Source organism: Acinetobacter calcoaceticus, from assembly GCF_900520355.1.
Taxonomy (GTDB): domain Bacteria; phylum Pseudomonadota; class Gammaproteobacteria; order Pseudomonadales; family Moraxellaceae; genus Acinetobacter; species Acinetobacter calcoaceticus_C.
Genome location: NZ_LS999521.1, coordinates 3,005,700 through 3,026,086, shown reverse-complemented (window position 1 = coordinate 3,026,086; position 20,387 = coordinate 3,005,700). Strand labels below are relative to the sequence as shown.

20 protein-coding genes are annotated in these 20,387 nt (G+C 38.4%); 11 read left to right on the top strand and 9 right to left on the bottom strand.

Annotated elements, in window-relative coordinates; all coding sequences use genetic code 11:
- Positions 1 to 164: 164 nt before the first annotated feature.
- From AC2117_RS14490 to rimI, 3 genes are all read left to right on the top strand, one after another.
- On the top strand, positions 165 to 1,046 hold the full coding sequence (locus AC2117_RS14490) for a metal-dependent hydrolase (RefSeq protein WP_133975050.1): 882 nt from the start codon (positions 165 to 167) through the stop codon (positions 1,044 to 1,046).
- Between the two features lie 214 nt (positions 1,047 to 1,260).
- Positions 1,261 to 2,136: a metal-dependent hydrolase gene (locus AC2117_RS14485; protein WP_042897737.1), complete on the top strand. Its 876-nt coding sequence runs from the start codon at positions 1,261 to 1,263 to the stop codon at positions 2,134 to 2,136.
- A 107-nt stretch (positions 2,137 to 2,243) separates the two neighbouring features.
- A complete protein-coding gene (gene rimI / locus AC2117_RS14480; RefSeq protein ID WP_133975047.1) occupies positions 2,244 to 2,699 on the top strand; it encodes a ribosomal protein S18-alanine N-acetyltransferase in 456 nt (151 codons plus the stop codon).
- A gap of 41 nt (positions 2,700 to 2,740) precedes the next feature.
- Here rimI and AC2117_RS14475 read toward each other — a convergent pair whose 3' ends face one another.
- Positions 2,741 to 3,556, bottom strand: coding sequence for an arginyltransferase (locus AC2117_RS14475; protein ID WP_133975045.1), 816 nt, complete (start codon positions 3,554 to 3,556; stop codon positions 2,741 to 2,743).
- An 18-nt stretch (positions 3,557 to 3,574) separates the two neighbouring features.
- On the bottom strand, positions 3,575 to 4,306 hold the full coding sequence (gene aat / locus AC2117_RS14470) for a leucyl/phenylalanyl-tRNA--protein transferase (protein WP_042897771.1): 732 nt from the start codon (positions 4,304 to 4,306) through the stop codon (positions 3,575 to 3,577).
- 107 nt (positions 4,307 to 4,413) lie between these two features.
- Here aat and AC2117_RS14465 point away from each other — a divergent pair, with 107 nt between their 5' ends.
- Positions 4,414 to 4,713, top strand: coding sequence for a putative quinol monooxygenase (locus AC2117_RS14465; protein ID WP_133975043.1), 300 nt, complete (start codon positions 4,414 to 4,416; stop codon positions 4,711 to 4,713).
- A gap of 56 nt (positions 4,714 to 4,769) precedes the next feature.
- On the opposite strand, the gene trxB is transcribed toward AC2117_RS14465, so the two are convergent.
- Entirely contained in the window at positions 4,770 to 5,720 is a 951-nt protein-coding gene (trxB, locus tag AC2117_RS14460) for a thioredoxin-disulfide reductase (protein WP_042897741.1), read from the bottom strand.
- 268 nt (positions 5,721 to 5,988) lie between these two features.
- Between trxB and AC2117_RS14455 the strand changes: the two genes are divergently transcribed.
- Both AC2117_RS14455 and rhtC read left to right on the top strand, forming a co-directional pair.
- Positions 5,989 to 9,030 (top strand): DNA translocase FtsK, encoded by a 3,042-nt coding sequence (locus AC2117_RS14455; protein ID WP_133975041.1) that lies wholly within the window; start codon positions 5,989 to 5,991, stop codon positions 9,028 to 9,030.
- Positions 9,031 to 9,183: 153 nt separating this feature from the next.
- The gene (gene rhtC / locus AC2117_RS14450; protein ID WP_133975039.1) at positions 9,184 to 9,804 is read left to right on the top strand and encodes a threonine export protein RhtC; all 621 of its coding nucleotides are present in this window, start codon (positions 9,184 to 9,186) and stop codon (positions 9,802 to 9,804) included.
- Positions 9,805 to 9,845: 41 nt separating this feature from the next.
- Here the strand turns inward: rhtC and AC2117_RS14445 are convergent, their stop codons facing one another.
- The 6 genes from AC2117_RS14445 to AC2117_RS14420 all read right to left on the bottom strand — a co-directional run bounded on the left by AC2117_RS14445 (position 9,846) and on the right by AC2117_RS14420 (position 14,210).
- Entirely contained in the window at positions 9,846 to 10,133 is a 288-nt protein-coding gene (locus tag AC2117_RS14445) for a PA4642 family protein (RefSeq protein ID WP_005048600.1), read from the bottom strand.
- A gap of 84 nt (positions 10,134 to 10,217) precedes the next feature.
- Entirely contained in the window at positions 10,218 to 10,490 is a 273-nt protein-coding gene (gene minE, locus AC2117_RS14440) for a cell division topological specificity factor MinE (RefSeq protein WP_003653273.1), read from the bottom strand.
- A 2-nt stretch (positions 10,491 to 10,492) separates the two neighbouring features.
- Positions 10,493 to 11,305 (bottom strand): septum site-determining protein MinD, encoded by an 813-nt coding sequence (gene minD, locus AC2117_RS14435; RefSeq protein WP_004641647.1) that lies wholly within the window; start codon positions 11,303 to 11,305, stop codon positions 10,493 to 10,495.
- Between the two features lie 66 nt (positions 11,306 to 11,371).
- Positions 11,372 to 12,100, bottom strand: coding sequence for a septum site-determining protein MinC (minC, locus tag AC2117_RS14430; protein ID WP_042897747.1), 729 nt, complete (start codon positions 12,098 to 12,100; stop codon positions 11,372 to 11,374).
- A gap of 120 nt (positions 12,101 to 12,220) precedes the next feature.
- Entirely contained in the window at positions 12,221 to 13,267 is a 1,047-nt protein-coding gene (locus AC2117_RS14425; RefSeq protein ID WP_133975037.1) for a preprotein translocase subunit SecA, read from the bottom strand.
- Positions 13,268 to 13,283: 16 nt separating this feature from the next.
- A complete protein-coding gene (locus AC2117_RS14420) occupies positions 13,284 to 14,210 on the bottom strand; it encodes an acyltransferase (protein WP_133975035.1) in 927 nt (308 codons plus the stop codon).
- 246 nt (positions 14,211 to 14,456) lie between these two features.
- Here AC2117_RS14420 and AC2117_RS14415 point away from each other — a divergent pair, with 246 nt between their 5' ends.
- The 5 genes from AC2117_RS14415 (at position 14,457) to argB (ending at position 20,358) form a co-directional block, all read left to right on the top strand.
- Positions 14,457 to 15,110, top strand: coding sequence for an OmpA family protein (locus AC2117_RS14415; RefSeq protein WP_045434762.1), 654 nt, complete (start codon positions 14,457 to 14,459; stop codon positions 15,108 to 15,110).
- Positions 15,111 to 15,302: 192 nt separating this feature from the next.
- Positions 15,303 to 17,342: a UvrD-helicase domain-containing protein gene (locus AC2117_RS14410; protein WP_042897750.1), complete on the top strand. Its 2,040-nt coding sequence runs from the start codon at positions 15,303 to 15,305 to the stop codon at positions 17,340 to 17,342.
- Positions 17,343 to 17,366: 24 nt separating this feature from the next.
- Positions 17,367 to 17,819 carry a dUTP diphosphatase gene (gene dut, locus AC2117_RS14405; RefSeq protein WP_003653255.1) on the top strand — a complete coding sequence of 151 codons (453 nt, stop codon included), beginning with the start codon at positions 17,367 to 17,369 and terminating at the stop codon, positions 17,817 to 17,819.
- 199 nt (positions 17,820 to 18,018) lie between these two features.
- Positions 18,019 to 19,437, top strand: coding sequence for a phosphomannomutase/phosphoglucomutase (locus AC2117_RS14400; protein WP_133975033.1), 1,419 nt, complete (start codon positions 18,019 to 18,021; stop codon positions 19,435 to 19,437).
- A gap of 15 nt (positions 19,438 to 19,452) precedes the next feature.
- A complete protein-coding gene (gene argB / locus AC2117_RS14395; protein ID WP_003653251.1) occupies positions 19,453 to 20,358 on the top strand; it encodes an acetylglutamate kinase in 906 nt (301 codons plus the stop codon).
- The last annotated feature ends 29 nt before the right edge of the window (positions 20,359 to 20,387 follow it).

Here is a 20,387-nt window from a genome sequence, read left to right as displayed (position 1 = left end):
TTTTTATATTTAATTGTCTAACAATCACTATAAAAGCTGGCCTTAACTGATATTTCAATGTCCTTATTTACACTTAATCCTTTTTATTAAATTTGTATGATAAGAATCAAGAAAACGAACAATAAAGTTTGAGTAACTTGGGTTACTTATAAGGAGCTTTGAGTATGAATGCTAAAGTGAATATTACTAATCGTGCAGGGGCGAGCTTTCCTGTACGTCGTATGAACTTTGACTTTAATGATGTACCAGAATATTGGATGAATGGTTCTGCTGGACTAACACACTTTATGACAGCACTGTCAGCTTTGTTCCCGGCTGGTGAGAAATTCTTTATAGATAGTGTACGTACAGTACGTTATCACCCTTCTATTAAAGATGATGAAACGCTTCAGAAAGAGATTAGTGCTTTTATTGGGCAAGAAGCAATGCATACTCAAGAGCATGTAAATTTTAATGCCTCCGCTCAAAAGTTTGGTCATGATGTGGAAGCGTTAGAGAAGTTTACTGATACAGCGATTCAAACAGCAATTAAAACTTTTGTAAAAATTGTCAAACCTTTCGGTATGACCAAAGACATGGTTGACCTAACAGCTACAACAGCACTCGAACATTTTACCGCTACGATTGCTTCACAGTTATTAGTCAATACGCATATTCAAGAGTTGATGACAGACGAAACCATGTCAACCATGTGGTATTGGCATGCTATCGAAGAAAATGAGCATAAAGCCGTAGCTTTTGACGTCTATGAAGGTGTATTTGGTAAAGGTGTAAAAGCTTATGCATTACGTACGAGTTCTCTAGTATTTGCGATGACTTTGATTTTTTTGATTCAGTCTTCTTTTGTGCTTCGTTTATTAAAACAAGATAAAAAATTAAATCTGGATGAGCTATCTGTGATTTATAAATACGCATATAGCCCATCGAAAGGTATCATTACTGGCATGGCTAAAGAAATGCTGGCTTACTTTAAGCCTGGTTTCCATCCAAATCATTTGGATACAGTAGGTCTGTTGAAAACATGGAAAGCAAAATTAGGTTTGTAATTTAAATCTCTGTTGGTTTAAAAGGGCTCATTAGTAGCCCTTTTTTCTTTTTAAGTACAAAAATGCACCTTTATAGGGGTATTAATGACCTCATCTGATATTTCTCTGTCCTCATCTGCACTTATTTGGCCCATTGAAAGACGTATGATTATAAATATTAAGAAAATAAATAAAGTTATATGTGAATTAGCTATTCACTTAAAAGGAGTCTGAGATGAATGCTAAGGTAAATATTTCTAATCGTGCTGGTGCTAGTTTTCCTGTGCGTCGTATGGACTTTGAATTTACTCAGGTCCCACGCTATTGGGCGAATTATGATGCAGGATTAACTCATTTCATGACAGCATTATCGGCCCTTTTTCCAGAAGGTGAGCAGTTCTTTGTGAATAGTACACGTGCTGTTCGAAATGATCCGAAACTTGCCGATTCTGATCTTCAAAAAGAGATTAGCGCTTTTATTGGTCAGGAAGCGATGCATTCTAAAGAACATCTTGCCTTTAATGCCTCAGCACAGGCTTATGGATATGATGTTCGTCATATGGAAAAGCAGACAGGTACAGTGATTAAAATGGGTACTGCTGTTGTCACTAAATTAATGAAACCTTTTGGTTATACCAAAGAAATGATTGATTTAACTGGAACGTGTGCTTTAGAGCATTTCACTTCTACGATTGCAGCTGAACTTTTACAGAATCCTGAAATTCAGGCCATGTTCCAAGACGACACGATGTATCATTTGTGGATGTGGCATGCTGTAGAAGAAAATGAGCATAAAGCTGTGGCATTCGATGTATATACAAGCATGTATGGAAAAGGGCCGAAAGCTTATTTTATGCGTTCAACAGCTTTAATCATTGCAATGGCATTAATTTTTGCAACTCAGACACATTTTACTGCTAAGTTACTAAAAACTGATGGTAAATTAACATGGAAAGATACGAAGTACATGCTTAAGTTTATGTATGGTCGTAAAGGTTTTATGACACGTCAAATTCCAGAGTTACTTGATTTCTTAAGACCAAAATTTCATCCAAATGATTCTGACACTACAGCATTGCTGGCAACTTGGCGTGAAAAATTAGGCCTCTAAAAAGAATAGTAAAAAAGGACAATTTAATTGTCCTTTTTTTTACTCGTTTTTTCTTGTGAAGTTTTTATAATACGCATTACTTTAGAACTTTGATTGTGCTGGAACCCATGATTCGTATTATGCAAAACACTGATGTTGATATTGTTGTACAAATCGAAAAATCAGTGCAAACACATCCATGGTCAAGACAGCAATTTGTAGAATCTTTGAATTCTTATCAATGTACAGTCATTGAGTCACAAAATAGAGTGGTTGGATTCTGTATTTTACAGCCAGTGTTAGATGAAGCAAATTTATTGCTCATGGCAGTTGATCCTAAGATGCAAGGTCAGGGCTTAGGATATGAATTATTAAATACATCAATAGATCAGTTAAAAAATCAGCCAGTACAAATATTTTTAGAAGTTCGTGAAAGTAATAAAGCCGCTATTGGTTTATATGAAAAAGCAGGTTTTCACCAAATCGATCTTCGTCGCAATTATTATCCTACTCCAGAAGGTGGGCGGGAAGATGCGGTTATTATGGTAAAAACCTGTACCGATGATTTTGCATCTTTATTCTAAATTTTGATCTAATTGCTTTTCATAAGAAGGCAAGATCAAAATTATTTAATAATTAAATTATTCCATTCAGAAGGTAACGTTGTCATAAGCGACGTACCTAACTGTTGAATTTCTTCTGAGGATAGAGATCTGTTTAAACGGCGCCATTGTCCATCTAGTAAAAGTTCTAAAGGGGTATATTGTGATTTATAATTCATTTTGGCTGAGTGTGGCACCCAGTAGCCTAAATAAAGATATTCTAAACCAAGTGATTTAACATATTCGATTTGGTTAAGAATAGAGTACACTCCAAGTGATCTACGATGCTCATCTGGATCAAAGAAAGTATAGACCGCAGATAGCCCATCATCCATTAGATCGCAGGTAGATACGCTGATTAAACGGTTATCTTTCCAAAGCTCAAGAAAAAAGCTATCTGTACAACTATGTACTAAAAACTTTTCAAACTGATCTAAGCTAGGCGGAAACATATCACCATCGGCGTGGCGTTCATTAATATAGCGTTCATATAAATCATAATGAATTTGTGCTGCTTGCTGAGTAGGCAAAACAGTCATGGTCAGATCTTGATTTCGTTTCCATGCTTTTTTTTGCATGCCATTCATTTGGAAATCGGCAACTGGAACACGACAAGACAAACATTGTCTACATAAATGGCATTCAGGGCGATAAACGAAGTCACCACTACGACGAAATCCTAAACGAGAAAGTTCTGAAAGAGTGACCACATCAATTCGATGAATAGGGTCTAAAAATACCATGCGCGCCGATTTATTTTCTAAATAGCTGCAATCATGAGGTGGAGTAATATAATACTGCAAATCATTTAAAAGGGACTTCGGGTGATATGATTTCATGATTGGTCCCTCCTGTTATCATTCCATTAATTTTGCATCTAATGCTATTGTTTTACTTGAAAATACACCTTCTTGATACTTTTTCCAATTGATAGAAGGGTGAATAATTACATCTTGTAACGATTTTAAGTAGTCTTGACGAGAAAGTGTACAAGCTCCCAGACTAATTAGGTGACTGTTGACGAGTTGACAGTCTACCCAAGGGAGTTGATTTTCTTGACCAATCAGCATTAATGTGTAAAAAGCCATTTTTGAAACATCGGTTTCATTACTAAACATTGATTCGCCAAAGCAACCTTTGCCAATGGTAATGCCGTATAAACCTCCCACAAGTTTGTCTTGTTCCCAAACTTCCACACTATATCCATAGCCCGCATTAAACATCTCGCAGTAGCCCTGAATAATATCTTCGCTAATCCATGTTTCATCTGCATAAGTTCTTGGTAGAGAACATGAACGAATAACTTGTTCAAAGGCGTGATTAACCGTAATCGCATAGTCATATTTTTTCATGTTTCTAAGTAGTGACTTGCTCGGCTTGTAATTTTGAGGGTAAATGACACAACGCGGTTCTGGGCTCCACCAACAAATGGGCTCATCTTCATTGAACCAAGGAAATAGTCCATGGGTGTACGCTTCATAGAGAGTAGAAGGGGAGAGATCAGCACCAATACAAATGAGACCATGACCATCCGGATCTGCTTCAATAGGGTCAGGGAAAATGAATTGAGAGAGTGGAAGTTTTTGCATAGAAAATAAAATGAAATGGAATAATTCAAAATTAACGTAACTGAGCTTCATTGACAATTTTTATTGTTCATCTTTAGCATGAATGAACGAATGGAAAGGTTTGCGTAATGCTAAAACTTATTGCAGAAGATTTTATTGATATTAAAAAAATTGATTTTGTTTTACCGCTTTACCAAGAACTCGTTGAAAAAACGAGATGTGAAGAAGGATGTATTGCGTACGATTTATATCATGATATAAAAAATTTAGGACATTTTGTTTTTATTGAAGAATGGGTAGATCGAGCCGCATTAGATCGACATGTTCAGTCTGAGCACTTTCAACGGTTAGTTCCTCAGATTGACCAATATCAGTCGAGGTCAGGACGTTTTACGCATTTGGATCATTTTGAAAATTTGATGAAATAAAACACTATTAAAAAAGACATTCAATAGTGCATTGAATGTCTTTTGTGTTAATTGAATTAACCGAGATTATCTAAATATTTTTCAGCATCAAGGGCAGCCATACAACCTGACCCAGCAGAAGTAATAGCTTGACGATAAATACTGTCAGCTACGTCACCAGCAGCAAAAACACCAGCTACAGAAGTTGCTGTTGCATTACCTGAAGTGCCGCTTTGTACTTGAATATAGCCATCACGTAAGTTTAATTGACCATCAAACATTGCAGTATTGGGTTTGTGACCAATCGCAACGAATAGACCATGAACTTCTACGTCTTGCTTAGTTTCATCTTGAGTTGATTTTAGGCGAACACTTGTTACACCAGTATTGTCACCCAATACTTCTTCAACTTCATGATTCCAGATAATGCTGATTTTGCCTTCTTTTTCTTTGGCAAATAAATGATCTTGCAAAATCTTTTCAGAACGTAAGCTATCACGGCGGTGTACTAGCGTTACATGTGCAGCAATATTTGATAAATAAAGCGCTTCTTCAACAGCAGTGTTACCACCACCTACAACCATTACTTTTTGATTTTTGTAGAAGAAACCGTCACATGTTGCACAGGCACTTACGCCTTGGCCCATAAATTTCTGTTCAGACTCTAGGCCAAGGTACTGAGCTGTAGCACCAGTTGCAATAATCAAAGCATCACATGTGTACTCTTCCATGTCACCTTTAAGAACAAAAGGACGTACATTTAAGTCCACTTCGTTAATATGGTCATAGACGAGTTCTGTACCAAAGCGTTCAGCATGTGCTTGCATACGATCCATTAATGCAGGACCTGTTAAACCTTCAGGATCGCCCGGCCAGTTGTCAACTTCGGTTGTTGTTGTAAGCTGCCCACCTAGTTGTAAACCTGCAATTAAAGTAGGTTTAAGGTTTGCACGCGCTGCATAGACAGCTGCACTATAGCCCGCAGGACCAGAACCGAGAATAATTAACCGAGAATGACGAACACTCATTGAGGGTATCCTTATTTATTTCGAGAATTTTGAAAATTATACGTGAATTTGACGATCAATAGCGTGAAATCAATGTGGATAATATTGATCAGGTCAATCGAATTAAGTTATATAACAATATAGAAGTGCCTCATGTTAACAACAACTGTAAAGAATCATGCACCTTTTTTGTAAGAACAGGTGCATAATATAAAGTTCATTCGTTGAAGATCTAAATGTAGTTCTTCACATCTCTAAACCAATAATTAAATGGGTTACAGGACAGTATATGACTGCGGTGTCGAGTGTTTATGCACAGCGCTTATTGATGACATTATTCTTGGTTTCTTTTGGCATTTATATGTTTCTGGCCACAGTAACATATACACCATTTGACCCGGGCTGGATGCATATTTCCAGTGATACTCAGCAAGTATCCAATGCAAGTGGTATTGCTGGTGCATGGATTGCAGATTTGCTGTTTGGTTTTTTAGGATGGGCAAGTTTGCTTATTCCAATTTTCCTTTTTATTGAAGCAATTCAGGTGTGGTGGCCACGTAGTTTTTTAAACCGCCCATTTCGTTATGCTGCACAATTCTTTTTAATTCTGGTTGTGTCTAGTCTGCTTTATTTACATTGGAATCTACCGGCAGATACTTTAGATAATGCGGCTGGGGGAATTATTGGTTATGAGTTAGGTCAGAGCCTATCTCAATTGCTGACAATTTACGGCGCGACTTTATTTTTACTGGTTTTCGGAGTGGTCTTGTTTACTCTTGCATTTGGGGTGCAATGGAGCAAAACATGGGTTACGCTCAAAGCGACACCAAGTTATTTACAAGATTTGTTTTATAAAAATGTATCACCGAACGAATCGGATTATGATTTAACAACTCAGCCTGCTAACAAAGCAGCGGCAGTTAAAGTTGCACAAAATGCAGAGAAAAATGCTTCAAGTGAGAAAGTAGCTTCAGTCCAATCTGAAAGCACTCAATCACAACCTGCAGCAACACGACATGATGCCATTGCTGAGCGTCTGTTTGCAGATGTGCTAGCGAAAGAGCAGAGCCGACCTGAACCTGTAGCAGATACACCAGTTACAAATACTCAAAACTTTGAGCATACGCTTGAGCAAGCTCATAAGCTTGAAAAAGATACTCAACGTTTAGTGGCTACTGGTGAGGTATGGCGTGCTTTACAACGTGATGATGCGAGCCATAAGCAAGAAATTGATGCGCTTTTAAGAGCAGCTGATGACTCAACAGAACAAGTTCCTGCCCATGAGCAATTCCAGCAAACTATTTCTCAAGCTCATCAAACTCAACCTACACCTAAACAAGACTTACATAGCCTTGATTGGAATGATGATGAGATTTTTGATGAATTGCTTGCTGCGGTTCCAAACAGCAAAACTGCAACAGATGTGCATACGCCATTTGTTCAAGAACAGCATGTAGTTGCAGAACCTATTTCACAATCGGTAAATATTGCGAAAGAAACTTCTTCACCTTTATCGAATGTAAATCAAGCACCTAAAAATTTAGCAAATGAACAAGTCTTTGAAGATTTTGATGATTTATTAATAGATGAGGATGTTGCTCCAGCTCAACCTTTAAGAGCAAGTAGTTACGCTCAATCTTCAGCTTTTGTAAAAGCGCCTATTCAAACGACAATTCAAGCTGATAAGCTTTCAAAAGAAGAGTTTATTGAAGCTTGGCAAGAAACTGCTGGGAAACCACAGGACAATCCTGATATTGATGAAGACGATTTCGATTTAGATGCGCCATTAACAGATGCATCAGGCCGACCAATGTCTCGTTCAATGCAAGTTGCTAAGAAGCGTTTAGATTTACCAACATTACCTGGCCTTGAGCTGCTTGATAAGGTTGATCCGAATAAGAAAGTTAACTTTACTGAAGAGCAGCTTTCGCGCTTATCTGAATTGCTTGAAATTAAGTTACAAGAATTTAATGTTAAAGCTCAAGTGGTTGAAGCTCAACCGGGGCCAGTAGTAACCCGTTTTGAGTTAGATTTGGCACCAGGTGTTAAAGCATCTAAAGTAACGAATATCTCGCGTGACTTAGCGCGCTCAATGTCGATGGCTTCTGTACGTGTGGTAGAGGTTATTCCGGGTAAACCATATATTGGTATTGAGGTTCCAAACAGTGCCCGTGAAATGGTGCGTTTGATTGAACTATTAGAAACGCCAACATATCGAGACCCAAGCGCGTTAATCAGTATGGCAATGGGTAAAGATATTTCAGGTAATCCGGTATTAACTGATTTAGCAAAAGCGCCACATATGTTGGTTGCTGGTACGACAGGTTCGGGTAAATCGGTTGCGGTAAACTCGATGATTTTATCGATGTTGCTCAAATACACACCTGATCAGTTACGTTTGATTTTAATCGATCCAAAACAGCTTGAACTTGCAAACTATAATGATATTCCGCATTTATTAACTCCAGTTGTTACTGACATGAAAGATGCAGTAAGCGCGTTGAACTGGTGTGTGAATGAAATGGAACGTCGCTATAAACTGATGTCATTCTTGAAAATTCGTAAATTAAGCGACTACAACCGTAAAGTTGAAGAAGCAATTGCGAATGGGGAAGATCTCATTGATCCAACTTGGAAACCAAGTGACTCTGCGACACAAGAGCGCGCGCCTCGTTTAACACCGTTACCATCTATTGTGATTGTGGCAGATGAGTTTGCCGACATGATTATGCAGGTCGGTAAAAAAGCAGAGGAAATGATTACACGTTTAGCGCAAAAATCTCGTGCTGCGGGAATTCATCTATTACTTGCAACTCAACGTCCGTCAGTTGATGTAATCACGGGTTTGATTAAAGCCAATATTCCAACGCGTGTAGCATTACGTGTAAACAGTAAAATTGACTCACGTACTATTTTGGATGCAGGTGGTGCAGAAGATCTGTTAGGCCATGGTGATATGTTGTTCTTGGGACCTGGTAAAATCGAACCTGAGCGTGTGCATGGTGCCTTCATTAGTGATGATGAAGTAAACCGTATTTGTGATGCATGGCGTGAACGTGGCGAACCAGATTATGTTGATGAAATCTTGACACCATTTGACGAAGAATCGACTTCACGTGGTTTCGAAGAGGGTGACGGTGGTTCTGACCGTGATGCTTTATATGATCAATGTGTTTCATTTGTCTTAGAAACCCGTAAGGCTTCTACCTCATCGTTACAGCGTAAATTTAGCCTTGGCTATAACCGTGCTGCCCGTATCATCGACCAAATGGAAGAGAACGGCATTGTGAGCGCAATGGGTCCTAATGGTAAGCGAGATATATTGGTTTAATATGAAATAGCTAAAAAGCCTCTTCGGAGGCTTTTTTTATGAGTGAAATAAAATGAATACTCCTTTTAAATAGCTTGGATATTTTATCGTATAGTAAAAAATGCTAATGTATTTTTCCTAAATAAATAACAATGAAACAGATTAGGAGAAAACATGTTCTTGGCTCTTATTACTCTAGCTTTTATTCATTTTTGTGCGCTGATTACTCCTGGCCCTGATTTTTTTCTAGTATCTCAAACAGCGATTAGCAGATCACGTAAAGAAGCCATGCTCGTGGTTGCTGGTATAACAGCAGGCGTTATGTTCTGGGCTTGTTTAGCATTGATGGGATTAAATCTTATTTTTGAAAAAATGGCATGGCTAAAGCAAGGTTTGCTGATTGCCGGTGGCTTATACCTATGTTGGCTGGGCTATCAGATGTTACGTTCAGCATTTTCAAAAAATCAGCAAGAAGATGTTGTTGCTGTAGAGCTACCCAAAGCACCTTACTTATTTTTTATGAAGGGTCTTATAACGAATCTATCAAATCCTAAAGCTGTTATTTATTTTGGTAGTGTTTTCTCTTTATTTTTAGCCAATCCACAACTTGATCAGGTTCATTGGCTACTCTTTATTATTGTTACCGTTGAAACGATTTTATGGTTCTGCTTTGTGACTTTTATTTTTTCGTTACCGAGTTTTAGATCAGCTTATCGTAATTTTTCAAAATGGATTGATGGTATTTCAGGTGGTATTTTCACTGTGTTTGGTATTTTCCTGATTGGCAATCGATAAATTTAGCTAAGAAAAAAGCCTCTTGAAGAGGCTTTTTATTTTTAAGCAAACTTTGCTAGAACTTCTAAAAAGGGTGCCGATTGACGCGGAAATTTGGCAATCACATCATGGATGCGTTGGCCTTCGGGGTCTTTGGCATTAATATCGCGTCCGTCCGCAATAAATTGAGTCAAAAGACGTTCATAGTCTGTTGGACGCATATGTTTGAATGCATGGTAGAGCACATGAAAATCTGCGTTCACACCCGTTGGCGGAAGTTGGTTGAGGTAGGCAAAAACACGCTCATCGGACCATTCTTCATTGAAAGTTGCTGGCTGTGATAATGCCATGACAATCTCCTCAGTTTTAAAAAAGGCAAAATAACTTGCGTTATTTTGCCTTGATTCTGTTTTATTGAATAGTCAGAAATAGAATTATCGTTCTTCAGGTAAATTGATATTCATTTCTAACATTTCGATATTTGCTTCAGAGCGAACCTGCATTTGGATATGCTGTTCACCTACACCACTTACATAACGACTGACCACTTGCATGATTTCTTTCTTCATCTGATCAATCTTGTCTTGGCTTAAACGACGGCCTAAACCTTGTTCAGAAGCAACAATAACTTTTAAACGATCTTTAGCAGTTTGAGCACTTGATGGCTTCTCGTCACTGCTAAATAATTTACTCCAGAATCCTGCCATAACTATGCTCCAAATAGTCGTGCTAACCAGCCTTTAGGTTGAGCTGTGATGTGTCGATAAGGACGGTCTTCGCCAAGAAAGCGTGCAACCAAATCATCATAACCCTGACCAGCTTTAGTTTCTGAATATAGAATTACTGGCTTACCCTCGTTTGATGCTTGCAATACACTTGGACACTCTGGAATAACACCTAATGTCGGTACGCGTAAAATATCTTTAGAAATATCATCAATTGTTAGCATTTCCTGACGGTCTGCACGTTCAGGGTTAAAACGAGTAATACATAAATGTTTACGTATACGTCCTTCGTTTTGTTCAACTTTTTTGGTTTTGCTATCTAACATACCAATAATGCGGTCAGAGTCACGTACTGAAGAGATTTCAGGGTTTGTTACAATGATTGCTTCATCTGCATGATACATGGCTAAAATCGCACCACGCTCAATACCAGCAGGTGAGTCACAAATAACGTAATCAAATTCTTGAGATAGCTCATCAATAACACGAGCAACACCCTCGTCGCTCAACGCATCTTTATCACGTGTTTGTGAAGCCGGTAAAATATAAAGGTTTTCGATATCTTTATCGCGAATAAGGGCTTGCTGCAGACGTGCTTCATTGTTAATAACATTGACAAAATCATAAACAACACGACGCTCACAACCCATAATCAAATCAAGGTTACGTAAGCCTACATCAAAATCAATCACAACAGTTTTATGACCACGAAGGGCTAAACCTGTTGCAAAAGATGCGCTCGTTGTAGTTTTACCTACACCACCTTTGCCTGATGTTACGACAACAATTTTGGCCACCGAATCCACTCCTATTATGGTCATACACCCTTAAAAGGGCTGTTTTTTGGTGATTTGCTTAATAAACTAAAGTTCAATCGCTTCAAATTCAAGCTCTTGCTTTTCATTTAAATAAATATGTACTGGCTTTTTTACCACATGTTTAGGGATATCATCTGCGACACAATACGTTCCGGCAATGGAAACGAGCTCAGCCTCTAAAGATTGGCAAAAAATGCGTGCAGCTGCGTGCCCGCCCGCACCAGCAATGACTCTACCACGAACTGTGCCATAAATATGTATATTTCCTGATGCAATCACTTCAGAACCACTATTCATCCCAGCTTTTAAAATAATATCGCCGTTATCTTGTACGAGGGATTGGCCCGTCCGCAAAATTTCATCATGATAAGAGGTAATATGAGCAACCGCTATCTTGTTTAGTGGTTTTTTTGTTTCTGCTGAAGACGAGGCAGGAGCGGTAGCAGGTTTTTCTACAATCGCCACTTGTTCGGTTGTGGCTTTAATACGCTGTAATGGTTGATCTGCCGGTAAAACAGGGAATTGAATAGCGCGAGCTTCATCTCCTAAAATACCGTCAATTACCGCCATAGGCTGCAAACCTAAGCTCACCAGAAGTTGAATTAATGCAATTAATTCTTGCTCAACTGTACTGTCAATAATCACTAAAGTTCCATTATAGGAACCTTCATTTAATATATTTGATAATTGCTGGCGGATCACATCATGATCATTGGTATCGAAGGTTATCCTGCTAAAGTTAACCATTCTGCCGGTAATCCGTATATCAGCCATAAGTCTTCCTTCAAGGCGTTAAACGAGCTGTAATAGCGCTAAGTTTATTGTAAATAGGGCAAATGCTAGAACAATTTGTGCCAATTCTCTAGCGAGATTCATAAAAAATTAAGTAAATGCTTATTCTTTGATTCGATCATACTCCGCAAGCGTTTGTTGCCATTGTTTGACCTTGACTTGTTTTCGTACAGACTCGAGTGTTTCGAACACGACAGATTCAACCAATTGCTCAAGCTGACGATTATTAATATTTATTTCACTCACTTTTTTAGAAATCAATTGATAGGTTGCATTAGGATGGTTTGGCGAGCCTTCAATTAAAGGATCAATTAAACCTGCACTAATATTTTCACCTAATCTTTGGCCAATACTTTGAATTTGTTGTTCAATGCGACCGCCGACTAAAGGAATTAAACGTAATAATTGAGTGAGTTCAGGTGTGTCTACTATGGCCTGATCTACAATTTTCCCAACGCCTTTGCTAATTGCTGGTTTTTGTTCTTTTAACGCAGTGGCTAAAGACTCTTGTAATAATGTTGTTAGGGCGACAGTAAATTGCTCACGATGATGATTAACCAAATCGTGAATAATTTGTTTATGGCTGGAACTGGTTTCAAGTTCATATCTAATACCATCAAGCACAGTAATAACGACACGATCAGATAATTCTTCCATCACGACGCGATAGTAAAATAAGCCAGTCTTTCGCCAGCTTTCTGGAACAACCGGATAACCCAGCTCATGTAAACGATAAGCAATAATTCCAGCTCGGAATAGACGTAAAAAGCGGAGCTGAGGAATAATGGCTAAAATTTCATACCAGTGAATAAAAGGAAAAAAGAACCAGCGTTTATGATGATTATAAATAATGGCAATGCCCCAGCGGACAAGTAGCTCAATAATTAAGAAACCAATAAACCATGCTTCTGATGTGATTACCCATGGATGCAGTGTACTACGGTAAAAGCTCAGCACTTGGGGCAAATGAATATGTTCAAAGAACCATGCCCCAATACTACTCATTAAAAAGAAATTTGTAGCAAGACAGAACAGGTTGAAGATGATAATAAACACCATAAAGATGTCGTAGATTAAAAACAGTCTAAATGAAAGACTATCTGGATCTACATGATGATATTTCGTTTTTTTCCCAGCGCTGTTTTGCATAATAACGGATGCTTTCTTAAATATTCATAGAGGTATATTGAGATTTCATTTGCTCAATAAGTTGATCTTTGTTGGTCCAGATTTCATGGACCCATTGCTGGAAACGTTCACGATAAACCGCATCGTCTTCATAATTTCCGCCCAGAACCCAGTCTGGAATTTCAATTTTACGCAAATTTACCGCAATTTTTGAAACATCGCCTAGCCAGAAATCACTATACCCAGGTACGCCATTCGGGTAGACAATTGTCATATCCACTAAGGCATCAATTTTGTCACCCAAAATATTCAAGGCAAGCGCTAAACCGCCTGCTTTGGGTTTAAGCAAATGCTTATAGGGTGATTTTTGCTGGTCATGTTTTTCTTGAGTAAAACGAGTACCTTCTAAATAATTTAATAAGGTAAAAGGCTGGCTTAAAAGCTGCTCGCAGGCTTTACGTGCTTCCATCATGTCACGGTCTTTGAGCTCAGGATTCTTTGCAACCTGTTCTTTGCTGTGACGCTTCATCATTGGGAAGCCTAGAATTTTAAATGCTTGTCCAACGAAAGGAATAAAGATGAGTTCCCATTTGGTAAAAAAGCGGGTGAGTGGCATACGGGTTAAACCAAAATATTGATTCACCGTCGTATCGACCCAACTTTGATGATTACACGTCATGAGATAACGACCTTGCATATTTAGGTCAAGCCCCTCATCAATCGTAATATCCCATTTTAGATTTGGTAAAACATGGTCAATTAACCAATTATTTACCCCTAACCAGCTATTTGTAATTTGAATATTGGTTTCATCTATTTTTGATGATTTTTTTAAAAGCTTGGTCAGTCCTAGTGCAAGAACAGGTGGACCATGAAAAAACGTACTTCCTGTAATGACTGTACCTACAGTGAGTCCACGTGTAATTTTTTTTAGCGTAGATTGCTTATTGGATGCAGTTGACATATGAAGGGCCCCGAATGTCTAAAATCCATAGAAAAGTTGTTCAACTATAACTGTCATAATATGAAATACAACGATATCTTAGACAACAATGAAGAAATTGTGATGAGGTTGCATCTTAAAGTGCATCAAAATATTACAAAAAAGTAACTAAACTGTTTATTATTAACAAAATATCAATGTTTTATACTTCCTTTTTGTTTCATTATTCATTCAGACAACAAAACACACAAAGTGAGGAGGCATGCAATGCGTGCATTAGTTATTTCGACAGTGGTAGGGGCAGCAGTAGTATTATCTGGTTGTCAAACAACTGGTAATAATCTTGGTGGCGTTGAATACGATAAAGCCGCATTAGGTACTTTAATTGGCGCAGCAGCTGGTTATGGTATTTCTAAATCAAGTGCAAACTCTAGCCGTCAAAACAACCGTGCTGCAGCAATTGGTGCAGTTCTTGGTGCTGCTGGTGGTGTATACCTTGACCAGAAAGAGAAAAAATTACGTCAACAAATGGCGGGTACTGGTGTAGACGTTGGCCGTAATCCAGATGGTTCTGTTCAATTGATCATGCCTGGCAGCATTACTTTTGATACAAACAAATCAAATATCAAGCCAAACTTCTATGCAACTTTAGACAAAGTAGCTCAAACATTGGCTGAAGATAACAAGAGCGCTATTTTAGTCACTGGTTATACAGATAACACTGGTAATGACTCAATCAACATTCCGTTATCTCAATCACGTGCACAATCAGTTAAAAACTATTTAGCTGGTAAAGGCCTTTCATCTAGCCGTATCGATGCACAAGGTTATGGTTCTTCTAACCCGATCGCAGATAACTCAACTGCGTCTGGCCGTGAACAAAACCGCCGTGTAGAAATCAGCATCTATGCAAAACAATAAGATTTAAATTATTGTATTAAAAACCACCTTCGGGTGGTTTTTTTATGACTATGAACAATAAAAAACCACGACAAACTGCGGCGTAGAAATTGCATTATTAGACATCATTTATACATATCCGTAGATTTACTATTGGGATTCTAAAACAGAGATGACTATAATCATGCTCGAAAAATTAAGAGGTAAACCACGATGTCATCTGCCAGTCAATTGAACAACAAGCAAGAAGAAGCCATGAAATATACTCAGGGCCCTTTATTGGTGCTTGCTGGCGCTGGTTCAGGCAAAACATCTGTAATTACCCGTAAAATTGCTTATTTGGTGCAGCAATGCCGTATTCCGGCGCATCGTATAACAGCGATGACATTTACAAACAAAGCTGCACGTGAAATGAAAGAGCGTGTGTCCAAGCTTTTATCACGTGAAGAATCAAAAGGTTTATCAGTCTCTACTTTCCATACTTTTGGTTTAAACCTTTTACGTTTAGAACTTAAAAATTTACCTTTAAAAGCTAATTTTTCGATTTTAGATGCAGATGACTGTAAACGTATTTTGATGGATCTGATGCATCGTGACAATTTGTCGGGTGCAGAAAGCAAAGAATTAATTGCCAAGGCAATGAAGAAAATTTCAGATTGGAAAAATGATCTGATCGTGCCAGAGCAAGCACATTCAACATGTGAAACGCCTGAAGATGTACAATTTGCACATCTTTACCAACTTTATGAACGTAATTTACGTGCCTACAATGCCGTTGATTTTGATGATCTAATTGTAATGCCAACACGTTTACTGCAAGAAAATGCTGAAGTACGTGATAAATGGCAAAATCGTGTTCGTTATTTGTTGGTCGATGAATATCAGGATACCAATACCGCGCAGTATATTTTGGTCAAACTTTTAGTTGGGGTAATGGGGCAGTTTACCGCAGTAGGTGATGATGACCAATCAATCTACGCATGGCGTGGGGCTAAGCCTGAAAATATGGCTTTGCTGAAACAGGACTTCCCAAATTTACATATTATTAAACTTGAACAGAACTATCGTTCAACCAGCCGTATTTTAAAAGCAGCGAACTGTGTCATTCAAAATAACCCCCATATTTTTGATAAGAAATTGTGGAGTGATAAAGGGCATGGTGAAGTCATCAGAATTATTACTTGTCGTAATGATGATGATGAAGCAGAGCGCGTGGTAAAAGACTTATTGACCCACAAGCTTATGAACGGAAAAAACTGGAAAGATTATGCAGTTTTGTATCGCGGTAATTTTCAGGCGCGTGTATTAGAAACACAGCTTCGTCAAATGCAAATCCCATATAAATTGTCTGGTGGTACTTCGTTCTTCGCGCGTGCAGAAATTAAAGACGTGATGAGTTACTTGCGTCTTATTATTAACCCAGAAGATGACAGTGCTTTCTTGCGTATTATTAATACGCCTAAACGTGCAATCGGGCCGGTTACTCTTGAGAAGTTAGGTTTATTCTCACAAGAAAATAATTTGTCTTTACTTGGTGCTTCTGCTGACCAGCGTTTAAGCATGGTGCTTCCTAAAAAAGCAGAAACTCAACTTCATGAGTTTGCCGACTTTATTGCGACGTTTACTCGTGAATTGATAGAAGATGATGAGCCTGTTCCTAAAGTTCGTCAGATGATGAACGAAGCGGGCTATATCGATTACGTTCGTGAACAGTCTGCAACACCTGCACAAGAGAAAAGTAAACTCGACAATATCGAGAACTTATTTACCAGTATTCAAAACCTGATTAATCGTGCAGAAGATGTTGATGAAAAGAACATTGAAAGTGTAATCCGAAAACTGGTGCTACTAGATCTGTTAGAACAGCAGCAGGAAGAAGAAGATACAGACAAAGTTAACTTACTTACTCTGCATGCGGCAAAAGGTTTGGAATTCCCATATGTGTACATTATGGGATTAGAGGAAGAACTATTGCCTCATAAAAACTCAATTGCAGCAGAAACCATTGAGGAAGAACGCCGTCTCATGTACGTGGGAATTACCCGTGCCCGCCAAGGTTTAACGTTGACTTTAGCTGAGCAGCGTAAAAACGGTGGACAGATGAAACAGATGACCCCAAGCCGCTTTCTTGATGAACTTCCACAAGATGAGCTCGAATGGTTAGGGCGCAAAAAGAAAATTGCAGCAAATGTTGATCCTAAAGAGCAGGCTCAACAATATCTGGCAAATTTGAAAGCTTTATTAAAGCGTTAATTTTTTTAATTTTTAGGAAATCCCATGAAAGTTCAAGTGAAATTGCTCGATCCGCGTTTAGGTAAAGAATGGCCTTTACCTTCATATGCAACGGCAGGCTCAGCTGGTTTAGATTTACGTGCCTGCGTCGATGAAGCAATTGATATTGAACCAGGTCAAACTGTTTTAGTGAAAACAGGTATGGCAATTTATATTCATGATGTAAATTTTGCTGGTTTAATTTTACCGCGTTCAGGTTTAGGCCATAAACACGGTATCGTGCTTGGCAATTTAGTTGGTTTGATTGATTCGGATTATCAAGGTGAATTGATGGTTTCAGTTTGGAACCGTGGTCAAACAACTTTCCGTTTAGAACCAGGTGAGCGCTTGGCACAGTATGTTTTAGTGCCAGTAGTGCAGGCTGAATTTGAGCAAGTAGAAGAATTTGAAGAAACTTTACGTGGCGCTGGTGGCTTTGGTCACACAGGTAAACAATAAGTTTTTTAAAATATTAACGAAAATCAAACGCCTGTTGAACAGGCGTTTCTTTTTACATCTTGAATGTTACAATGGATTATATTACAACACGCTTTACTCATATTCTTTTAACTTTTTTTAGCAAACAAACCTTTCAAAAATTTTGAATAATCTATGTTTTTGCGATAGATCGAATTGATCTTTAAATAGAAGATACGCTATGAATGTAAGACACTCATTTCCAAAAAGTATTTTTCGTGCTTACGATATTAGAGGCAAACTTTCTTACCTAACTGCGGACGTTGTCCGTTCAATTGCCTACGGATTGGCACAACAATACAAACAAGCAAAACAAACTCAATTAGTGATTGGCTATGATGCCCGTCTCACAAGTCCGGCCTATGCACACTTAATTGAAGAAATTTTAATAGAACAAGGTTTAAATGTTACCAACATTGGTTGTTGTTCATCGCCAATGATGTATTACATTGCAAGAGATTTTGGCGGTAATGGCATTATGGTGACCGCAAGCCATAACCCAAAATCGGATAATGGTATTAAGTGGATTTTAAAAGGTGAACCGCCGTCTCCGGAAATGATTCAGCAGGTTGGTGAAGAAGCTCAAACTTATGTACCAGTCCATGCCATTTCTGTGCTTGAGTTAACACGACCTCAATTTAAAGCTGAGTTTTGCCAAAAATACCAGCAAGCTATTTTTAAAGATATTCAGTTAAAACGTCCTTTAAAAGTCATTTTAGATGGTTTACATGGCTCTGCTGGACACTGCTCAAAATTAATATTGGAAAAGATGGGATGTGAGGTCATTGCCTTACGAACCAATCCAAATGGAGAGTTTCCAGACCATGCACCAGACCCTTCACATGCAGCACATTTAAGTGATTTGCGAAAAGCAGTCGTTGAGCAGCAGGCAGATATAGGCATTGCTCTGGATGGCGATGGTGATCGTGTCGTTTTAATCGATGAAAAAGCCCAAATTCTTACGGCGGATCGTTTACTGTCACTTTTTGCACAAATGTGTTTAGAGCAACATCCCGAGCAAGAAATTGTTTTTGATGTGAAATGTTCACGCATGGTTCAAAAAACGGTCGAACAACTCGGCGGAAAAGCAAAAATGATCCGCACGGGAAGTAGTTTCTTACGGGCTTATTTATCTCAGTCGAATGGACGCGCCATTTTTGGTGGTGAATATGCAGGTCACTACGTTTTTAATGATGGGCGTGGTTTTGGCTACGACGATGGTTTATATGCTGCATTACGTGTAATGGAGTATTTTACCCAATCTGATGCTACAACAATTTCCGAATTGTTTGCTCCTTATCCAGAAAGATGTTGTACAGAAGATACCTATATTGGTACTTATCAGTCTGATCCAAAGTATGTATTACAAGATATTGAAATTTTAAGTCATCGTTTAGGTGCTCGAATCAGTAAAATTGATGGCGTACGTCTTGATTTTGATGATGGTTTTGGCATTATTCGAGCATCAAATACTGGTGAATATTTTACAGTAAGATTTGACGCAGATAATCCTTTACGATTAAAGGAAATCCAGCAAAAATTTGTAGATATGTTGCAAGAGCACTATCCGCAAATTGCACAAGAACTTTCAGAGGCTTAAGTAAGGAGAGGCGTAATGCCCCAACATCAGCATATCGGTGTCGACAAAGCAAAAATCTTGATTGAAGCTTTGCCGTATATTCAACGTTTTACTGGTAAAACGCTGGTGGTGAAATACGGTGGCAACGCGATGACTGATCCAGAGTTAGAAAGTTCATTTGCCCGAGACATCGTTTTACTTAAAACTGTAGGGTTAAATCCGATTGTTGTTCACGGTGGTGGGCCACAAGTAGACTCATTTTTAAAGCAGTTAGGACGTGAATCTGATCGTATTGACGGTATGCGTGTAACTGATGCTGCAACCATGGAAGTGGTTGAAATGGTATTAGGTGGTAGCGTAAATAAATCAATTGTTAACCTGATTAATAAACATGGTGGTCGTGCAATTGGTTTAACAGGTAAAGACGGTAATTTACTTCGTGCTCGTAAATTGCTTATGGAAAAGCAAGAAGAAGACGGTTCTATCAAACATATTGATTTAGGTATGGTTGGTGAAGTAACTGGCGTTAAAACTGATGTGCTTGAAATGTTTACCCAAAGTGACTTTATTCCAGTGATTGCGCCATTAGGCGTAGATGAAGAAGGCAATACTTATAATATTAATGCCGATTTAGTGGCAGGTAAGGTGGCAGAAGCATTAGGTGCTGAAAAATTAATCTTGCTCACAAACATTAGTGGCGTGCTGGATGAAAATAAAAATCTGTTAACTGGCCTAACTACGCAAGAAGTTGATCGTCTCATTGAAACAGGCGTGATCTATGGTGGAATGATTCCTAAAGTAGGTTGTGCACTTGATGCTGTTAAAGGTGGCGTCGTCAGTGCACACATTGTAGATGGTCGCGTACCACATGCAACACTGCTTGAAATTTTTACTGATCATGGGGTTGGAACGCTTATTTCTAATCGCGCAAAAACCGCTTAATAAAACCGTTATTCTCAATAAAAAGATCA

Coding starts and splice junctions, on each gene's coding strand:
- trxB (WP_042897741.1), bottom strand. CDS start 5,720: ATGAGTGTTCGTCATTCTCGGTTAATTATTCTCGGTTCTGGTCCTGCG.
- rimI (WP_133975047.1), top strand. CDS start 2,244: ATGATTCGTATTATGCAAAACACTGATGTTGATATTGTTGTACAAATC.
- dut (WP_003653255.1), top strand. CDS start 17,367: ATGAAAGTTCAAGTGAAATTGCTCGATCCGCGTTTAGGTAAAGAATGG.
- minE (WP_003653273.1), bottom strand. CDS start 10,490: ATGGCAGGATTCTGGAGTAAATTATTTAGCAGTGACGAGAAGCCATCA.
- AC2117_RS14400 (WP_133975033.1), top strand. CDS start 18,019: ATGAATGTAAGACACTCATTTCCAAAAAGTATTTTTCGTGCTTACGAT.
- AC2117_RS14475 (WP_133975045.1), bottom strand. CDS start 3,556: ATGAAATCATATCACCCGAAGTCCCTTTTAAATGATTTGCAGTATTAT.
- AC2117_RS14465 (WP_133975043.1), top strand. CDS start 4,414: ATGCTAAAACTTATTGCAGAAGATTTTATTGATATTAAAAAAATTGAT.
- minC (WP_042897747.1), bottom strand. CDS start 12,100: ATGGCTGATATACGGATTACCGGCAGAATGGTTAACTTTAGCAGGATA.
- AC2117_RS14490 (WP_133975050.1), top strand. CDS start 165: ATGAATGCTAAAGTGAATATTACTAATCGTGCAGGGGCGAGCTTTCCT.
- AC2117_RS14410 (WP_042897750.1), top strand. CDS start 15,303: ATGTCATCTGCCAGTCAATTGAACAACAAGCAAGAAGAAGCCATGAAA.
- AC2117_RS14420 (WP_133975035.1), bottom strand. CDS start 14,210: ATGTCAACTGCATCCAATAAGCAATCTACGCTAAAAAAAATTACACGT.
- AC2117_RS14485 (WP_042897737.1), top strand. CDS start 1,261: ATGAATGCTAAGGTAAATATTTCTAATCGTGCTGGTGCTAGTTTTCCT.
- AC2117_RS14415 (WP_045434762.1), top strand. CDS start 14,457: ATGCGTGCATTAGTTATTTCGACAGTGGTAGGGGCAGCAGTAGTATTA.
- rhtC (WP_133975039.1), top strand. CDS start 9,184: ATGTTCTTGGCTCTTATTACTCTAGCTTTTATTCATTTTTGTGCGCTG.
- AC2117_RS14455 (WP_133975041.1), top strand. CDS start 5,989: ATGACTGCGGTGTCGAGTGTTTATGCACAGCGCTTATTGATGACATTA.
- AC2117_RS14425 (WP_133975037.1), bottom strand. CDS start 13,267: ATGCAAAACAGCGCTGGGAAAAAAACGAAATATCATCATGTAGATCCA.
- aat (WP_042897771.1), bottom strand. CDS start 4,306: ATGCAAAAACTTCCACTCTCTCAATTCATTTTCCCTGACCCTATTGAA.
- argB (WP_003653251.1), top strand. CDS start 19,453: ATGCCCCAACATCAGCATATCGGTGTCGACAAAGCAAAAATCTTGATT.
- AC2117_RS14445 (WP_005048600.1), bottom strand. CDS start 10,133: ATGGCATTATCACAGCCAGCAACTTTCAATGAAGAATGGTCCGATGAG.